7 protein-coding genes are annotated in these 6,504 nt (G+C 72.3%); 3 read left to right on the plus strand and 4 right to left on the minus strand.

Translation table 11 applies throughout. From position 1 onward, the window contains the following. Positions 1 to 11: 11 nt before the first annotated feature. A complete protein-coding gene (locus GRC12_RS40540) occupies positions 12 to 1,655 on the minus strand; it encodes a polyamine aminopropyltransferase (RefSeq protein ID WP_208785460.1) in 1,644 nt (547 codons plus the stop codon). A 94-nt stretch (positions 1,656 to 1,749) separates the two neighbouring features. After that, entirely contained in the window at positions 1,750 to 2,283 is a 534-nt protein-coding gene (locus GRC12_RS40545; RefSeq protein WP_208785461.1) for a DUF2617 family protein, read from the minus strand. Between the two features lie 478 nt (positions 2,284 to 2,761). Between GRC12_RS40545 and GRC12_RS40550 the strand changes: the two genes are divergently transcribed. Next, positions 2,762 to 3,292, plus strand: a complete 531-nt coding sequence (locus tag GRC12_RS40550) for a YbjN domain-containing protein (protein WP_133044158.1) — start codon at positions 2,762 to 2,764, stop codon at positions 3,290 to 3,292. Between the two features lie 13 nt (positions 3,293 to 3,305). On the opposite strand, the gene GRC12_RS40555 is transcribed toward GRC12_RS40550, so the two are convergent. After that, complete coding sequence (locus GRC12_RS40555) at positions 3,306 to 4,505, minus strand: glycosyltransferase family 39 protein (protein WP_439959939.1); 1,200 nt, start codon at positions 4,503 to 4,505, stop codon at positions 3,306 to 3,308. A gap of 208 nt (positions 4,506 to 4,713) precedes the next feature. On the opposite strand from GRC12_RS40555, the gene GRC12_RS40560 reads away from it, so the two are divergent. Beyond that, positions 4,714 to 4,893, plus strand: a complete 180-nt coding sequence (locus tag GRC12_RS40560) for a hypothetical protein (RefSeq protein ID WP_244374525.1) — start codon at positions 4,714 to 4,716, stop codon at positions 4,891 to 4,893. A 45-nt stretch (positions 4,894 to 4,938) separates the two neighbouring features. Here the strand turns inward: GRC12_RS40560 and GRC12_RS40565 are convergent, their stop codons facing one another. After that, the gene (locus GRC12_RS40565) at positions 4,939 to 6,129 is read right to left on the minus strand and encodes a pyridoxal phosphate-dependent aminotransferase (protein ID WP_208785462.1); all 1,191 of its coding nucleotides are present in this window, start codon (positions 6,127 to 6,129) and stop codon (positions 4,939 to 4,941) included. A 130-nt stretch (positions 6,130 to 6,259) separates the two neighbouring features. Here GRC12_RS40565 and GRC12_RS40570 point away from each other — a divergent pair. Continuing rightward, positions 6,260 to 6,504, plus strand: a 245-nt coding sequence (locus GRC12_RS40570; RefSeq protein WP_208785463.1) for a hypothetical protein, incomplete at its 3' end; no start/stop codon positions are given.

The following is a 6,504-nucleotide window of genomic DNA, read 5'->3' on the forward strand; positions in this document are numbered from 1 at the left end:
GATCACGTGCGTCAGTCGGCGTACCGCGGGTGCACCAGGGTCGAGGGCGGCAGGCCGGTGACGCGGGAGCCGGCGGCGGTGCGGGCGGCGGCCGCGAGGGACGCCGGGGTGAGGGTCCGCGGGTGCGGGGCGCGCGGGTCGAGGGCCAGGGGCGGGGTGGCGTCGGCGGCGGCCAGGAAGAAGCCCCAGTCGCCCCGCGCGCGGGAGCCGACCGCCGTACGGTCGGGACCCGCGGCGAAGCCGGCGTCACGGCCGCCCACCCGGTAGGCGACGGGGTGCAGACCGGCGGCGCGCAGGGTCGCCCCGACCGTCCAGAACACCCGCGGCCGGCCGGCGAACGGCCCCGCGTGCACCACCAGCCGCCCATCCGGCGCCAGCGCCCGGCGGGCGAGCCCGTAGAACTCCTCGGAGTACAGCTTGGTGCTCGCCGTGATGCCCGGGTCCGGCAGGTCCGAGATCACCACGTCGTACGCCGCCGTAGGAGCCGTGCGCAGCCAGTGGAAGGCGTCCGCGGTGGCCACGCGCACGCGTGGGTCGTCGTAGGCGTGCCCGTTCAGCCGGGACAGCGCCGGGTCCCGGCGGGCCAGCCGTACGACGCCCGCGTCGAGTTCGACGACGTCCACCCGCCGTACGCCGGGATGGCGCAGCACCTCGCGGACGGCCAGCCCGTCACCGCCGCCGAGGACGAGCACGCGCGCGTGCGGGCCGTTCATCGCCGGGTGGACCAGCGCCTCGTGGTAGCGCTGTTCATCGCGTCCGCTGACGCGCAGCCGGCCGTCGAGGAACAGGTCGAGGGGCCGGCCGTGGGTGCCGCCGGTGAGAACGACCTCCTGGATGCCGGTCTGCAGCGCCACGCGTACGTCCTGGCCGTACACCGCCTGCCGGGCCGCCCGTTCGAAGTCGTCGACCAGGACGGCGGCCGAGGCGAGCAGGGCCAGGACGGCGAGGTTGGCGGCCAGCAGCGTCCAGCGGGCGCGGCGGGTGAGGTCGCGGCGGAACAGGCCGAGGACGAGGGTGGCGCCCGCGACGGCGTTGACGGCGCCGGTGAGCAGTGCGCCGGTCAACTGGCCCAGCAGGGGCAACAGAAGGAACGGGAAGGCCAGCCCGCCGACCAGCGCGCCCACGTAGTCCGCCGCGAACAGGTCGGCCACCGCACCGCCCGCGTCCTGCCGGCGCACCCGCTGGATCAGCTCCATCAGCAGCGGCACCTCGGCGCCGATCAGCAGGCCGATGGCCAGCGAGAAGGCCACCAGCAGCCAGCGCGGCCCGCTCGCCCACAGCCCGCCCCAGTCGCCGGTCCAGGCGAAGACGGCGTACAGCGCCATGGCACTGCATCCGCCGGTCAGGGCGAGGACCGCCTCGATCGCGCCGAAGCCGGCCGCGGCCAGCCGGCGCAGCCGCTTCGCGACGAGCGAGCCGATGCCCATCGCGAACACCATGACCGACAGCACGACGGACGCCTGGGTGACCGAGTCGCCGATCAAGTACGAGGCCAGGGCGACCAGTTCGAGCTCGTACACCAGTCCGCAGGCCGCGCAGACGAACACGCACGCGAGGACGAGGAACCGCCCGGTGGCCGGCCGCACCGGCAGCCGCGCCGGGCCCGCCCAGGGGGGCGGCGGGCCGGGTGGTGCGGGCGCCTGCGGTTCGATCACGACTGCGACGTTACGTCACACCGACATCACCCTTCGTCACCCACACGTGTGGAACTGATGGTCGGTCGGTTCTGCCGGGTTTGGATCAGGCGCCTCAGGAGCCGAGCCCGGCGGCCGGCACCGGAACCCGGACGCCGACCCGGGTCCGCGTCGCCACCAGCTGTCTGTCCTGCGGGTACGCGTGCCAGGTCCGCCAGTGGACCTGGCCGTCCTGGTGCTGGGCCAGCATCGCCGTGAAGGCGTGCGGGCTGCCCGGGAAGACGCCGGCCAGGCCGTGCGGGTGCTCGGAGACCAACGCCAGCAGTTCCTGGGCGCGGCCCGCGAACGAGCCCGGCGAGAGCACCTCGACGCGCGCGGCGAACTCGTACTCCCAGTCGCCGACGCGCTTGGCGATGCCGAGCGGAAGGGGTGTGCTGCTGCCCGGGATGCACGCCACCGTCTCCGAGCAACTGCCGCGCCGCTCCTCGAGGAGCACCTGGTGGGAGGCGCCGAGGAGTCTCAACTGCAGTTTTGCCCCGGTCAGTTCGAGGTCGAGCGTGGCCAGGGCGGGAAGCGGTTCGCGCCCCAGGGCCCAGGCGAGGTCGGCCGCGCGCGTGTCGGTGTAGGAGGTGTTCAGGGTCGTGAGCATGGATCGGCTCCGCTGGCACGCAAAGAAAGGGTGGTGTGGGGGTCCGGCACACCCGGGCGACTGTGGGGGGATCGGCCCGGTCAGCCCAGTCGGGAGGTCAGGAGGTGTCCGCAGGACTTCCGAGGGGCCGCGTCGGTGATTTAGAGGGAATCATGAACTGTGGTGCCACCACAGCGTTTTTACCCAAGTTCGTGGGGTTTCCATCCCTCAGAGGGCTCCACAGCTCAACTGTTCAACCACGGCGTGCGCCACGGCGGCCGTGGCGCACGCCGGAGCGCGACGGCATCGACGGGCGGGCGCCGCGCCTCGCACGCTCGGCCGACCGGAGCAGTCGTGCCGACGTGGCTGATCAGGAAGGCGGCGGGGGCGCCTTTCCGGCGGAGGTTGCCGGTCGTGGGGCAAGCGAGAGAGGGTGGAGTCAGACGTCTGGTCTCAGCTATGGCCGGACGAGCCAGACGACCGCCAGGAGTCTCCAAGTATGACCATCGACCCGTCCTCGATTCCGAACTTCGGGGGCCAGCCCGAGCCGCAGCCCCAAGGACCGGCGGGCCCCGTCATCCCGGATCAGGACCTCGTGAAGCAGCTCCTCGACCAGATGGAGCTCAAGTACGTCGTCGACGACGAAGGTGACCTCGCGGCGCCGTGGGAGCAGTTCCGTACGTACTTCATGTTCCGCGGCGAGGCGGACCAGCAGGTCTTCTCGGTGCGGACGTTCTACGACCGCCCCCACAAGATCGACGAGAAGCCGCAGCTGCTGGAGTCCATCGACGACTGGAACCGGCGGACCCTGTGGCCCAAGGTCTACAGCCACACCCACGACGACGGCACGGTCCGTCTGATCGGCGAGGCGCAGATGCTGATCGGCACCGGCGTCAGCCTGGAGCACTTCGTCTCCTCGACGGTCAGCTGGGTGCGGGCCGCCATCGAGTTCGACAAGTGGCTCGTGGAGCAGCTGGGCCTCGAGCAGGAGATCAACGAGGCGGACGAGCCCGGGGACGACGAGGAGTAGCCCCCGTCCGCCTCTACAGCGGCATGTTTGCGAGCACCAGCAGATACGCCCCGTAGCAGTACGAGAGCCCGGCCAGGGCGCCGACCACCACGGTCGCGTGCCAGGGCCGGGCTCTCGCCGTCCGCACCAGGGCCCGGGCCAGCGGGATGAGCAGCGGGAAGGCCGGGATCAGGAAGCGCGGCTTGCACTCGAAGAAGCCCGAGCCGCCGAGCACGACCAGCAGCAGCGCCCCGGTGTAGACGAGGAGCGGGAGCGGGGCGCGGTCGGTGAGGAGGAGGGCGTACAGGACCACGCCCGCCGCGACGATCACCAGGGACATCGGGAAGACCAGCCGGTCCCCCTGCAGCAGCAGATGGCGGACGAACTGCCACGCGCCCTCGCCGAAGTCGAAGCGGGACCCCCAGCGTCGCTGCAGGTCGAAGTAGCCACGCAGCACGCTTCCCTCGTGACGGCCGACCCACAGCACGTACGCCACCCAGCCCGTCGGCGCGATCGCGGCCGCCGTCCACAGCCTGTGGGTAACTCTTCGGCGCTCCCGGACGCACCGCCCCGTCTCCCACAGCGCCGCGGCCACCACCGTCGCGGCCAGCGCGAAGGCGTTGGGCCGGGACAGCCCCGCCAGCGCGGCCAGTACCCCCGCCCACAGCCAGCGGCCGCTGAGCAGGGCGTACAGCGTCCAGGCGGCGAAGGCGGTCAGGACCGGCTCGGTGTACGCCATGGACAGCACGACCGAGTGCGGCAGCAGGCCCCACAGCAGGACCAGGGCGGTGCCGACGGCCCGTCCGTGCAGGCGGGCGCCGACCGCGTAGATCCCGCAGGCGGCCACAGCGGCCGCCGTCCACGAGACCACCAGGCCCGCCGCGCCGCCGCTGAGCGGGCTCAGGGCCGTCACCACCCGTACCAGTGCCGGGTAGAGCGGGAAGAACGCCATGTCGCTGACCACTCCGAGGTGGGTGCGCTCGGTGCGGACGTAGCCGTGCGCGGCGATGCCCAGGTACCACAGGGAGTCCCAGGACCGGCCGAGCAGCGCGAGCGGGTTGCGGCCGGTCCGCCAGGAGGCCAGGGCGAGCACGGCGACGCCGAACAGCCGGGCGGTGAGGAAGAGCCCGACGGCGCCGCCCATCGCGACCGTCGGGGACACCCGGGCGCGGTCCTTCGTGCCCGGGTTCGGCTTCGTGCGCGAGGAGGGGATGAGGGTGCTGGCGTGGGTCACAACGGCACATTGACGGGTAAAACGGGCAGACGCGAGTGGTGTGCCGCCGGGTGAGTACGTTTTCGTGGCGTTCGGCGTGGCGGCGTGACGCGTCAGGCGAGCGCCTTCAGATGCCGGGCCGCTTCCTCCGGCACCGGGGGCTGCTTGCAGAATCCAGCCGACGCCTCGTTCGCACTTCGGCCGCTAGGGCATCCCGATCTACCTGGTCGTGGACCCGTACGCCCAAGAAGTCGTCCTCCACACCCAGCCGACCGGCAGCGATTACATCGCGGCGCACACGCACAAGTACGGCACGGGCAAACTCCCCATCCCCCTGGCCGACGGCCGCACCTTCACCCTCGACCTCGACGAACTCCCGCGCCCGGAGCCCGAGACGGACGTCCACTGACGACGGCCCTTGCGGTGGCTCAGGGAAGCTGGGTCCGCCACCGACCTACGCGCCCAGTGTCTTGAGTCGGGCGGCTGCCTCCTCCAGCACCGGGGTCTGCTTGCAGAACGCGAACCGCACGAAGGGGGCGCCCTCCTCGCGGTGGTCGTAGAAGACCGCGTTCGGGATCGCGACGACACCGGCGCGCCGCGGCAGGGCGCGGCAGAAGGCGAAGCCGTCCGACTCGCCGAGGGGGCGGATGTCGGTGGTGATGAAGTACGTGCCTGCCGTCCGGAAGACCTCGAAGCCGGCGTCCGCCAACCCCGCCGACAGCAGGTTCCGCTTGGCCAGCATGTCCTCCCGGAAGGCAGTGAAGTAGGCCTCCGGCAGCGCGAGGGCCTCGGCGACGGCGTACTGGAACGGCCCGGAGGAGACGTACGTCAGGAACTGCTTGGCCGAGCGCACCGCCGAGACCAGCGCGGGCGGCGCCGTGATCCAGCCGACCTTCCAACCGGTGAAGGAGAAGGTCTTGCCGGCCGAGCCGATCGTCACCGTGCGCTCCCGCATGCCCGTGAAGGTCGCGAGCGGGATGTGCTCGGCCTCGTCGAAGACCAGGTGCTCGTACACCTCGTCGGTGACGACCAGCAGGTCCCGCTCGACGGCCAGCTCGGCCACGGCGGTGAGCTCCTCGCGGGTGAGGACCGTGCCGGTGGGGTTGTGCGGGGTGTTGATCAGCAGCAGCCGGGTGCGGTCGGTGACCGCGGCGCGCAGCTCGTCGAGGTCCAGGCGGAAGCTGCCCTCGTGCGGGCGAAGGGTGACCGGCACGCGCGTGCCGCCCGCCATCGCGATGCAGGCCGCGTAGGAGTCGTAGTACGGCTCGAGGGCGACGACCTCGTCGCCGGGCTCCAGCAGCGCCAGCAGGCTCGCGGCGATGGCCTCCGTGGCACCCGCGGTGACCAACACCTCGGTGTCGGGGTCGAAGAGCAGGCCGTACCGCCGCTCCTGGTGCGCGGCGACGGCGGCGCGCAGCTCGGGGACGCCGGGGCCCGGCGGGTACTGGTTGCCGCGCCCGTCCCGCAGCGCCCGCACCGCGGCCTCCCGGACCTCCTCGGGACCGTCCGTGTCGGGAAAGCCCTGGCCCAGGTTGATCGACCCGGTCTGCACGGCCAGGGCCGACATCTCGGCGAAGATCGTCGTCCCGAACTCGGCGAGCCGACGATTGAGGAAGGGACGCTCACTGGAGGTCATGCGGGCCATCCTGCGCCCAAGCTCTGGAGTTCCTCAACTCTGCTTTGGCCGGGGAGGCGGCGGGGCATCCCCGGTGCACGCAAGGAACGAGGCGCCCACGGGGGGCTGCTTCGGGGGACTCGGAAGGACGGTGACGACTATGTTCACCGGATTCATCGTCGCGGTGATCGTGCTCGCGATCGTCGGTGTGGTCGTGGCGACGGCGCGTGCGGGCAGCCGCGGCAAGGCAGGGTTCGGGGGCGGCTCCTCCTCGTCCGGCGGCAGCTGGTGGGCCGGCGACAGCGGCTCCTCGTCCGGGGGCGGGCACCACTCGGGTGGCGGGCACCACTCCGGCCACTCGTGCGGGGGCGGCCACTCGTCGTGCGGGGGCGGATCGTCCTGCGG

The organism is Streptomyces griseorubiginosus (assembly GCF_017614965.1).
In the GTDB taxonomy this organism is placed as follows: Bacteria; Actinomycetota; Actinomycetes; order Streptomycetales; family Streptomycetaceae; genus Streptomyces; species Streptomyces griseorubiginosus_B.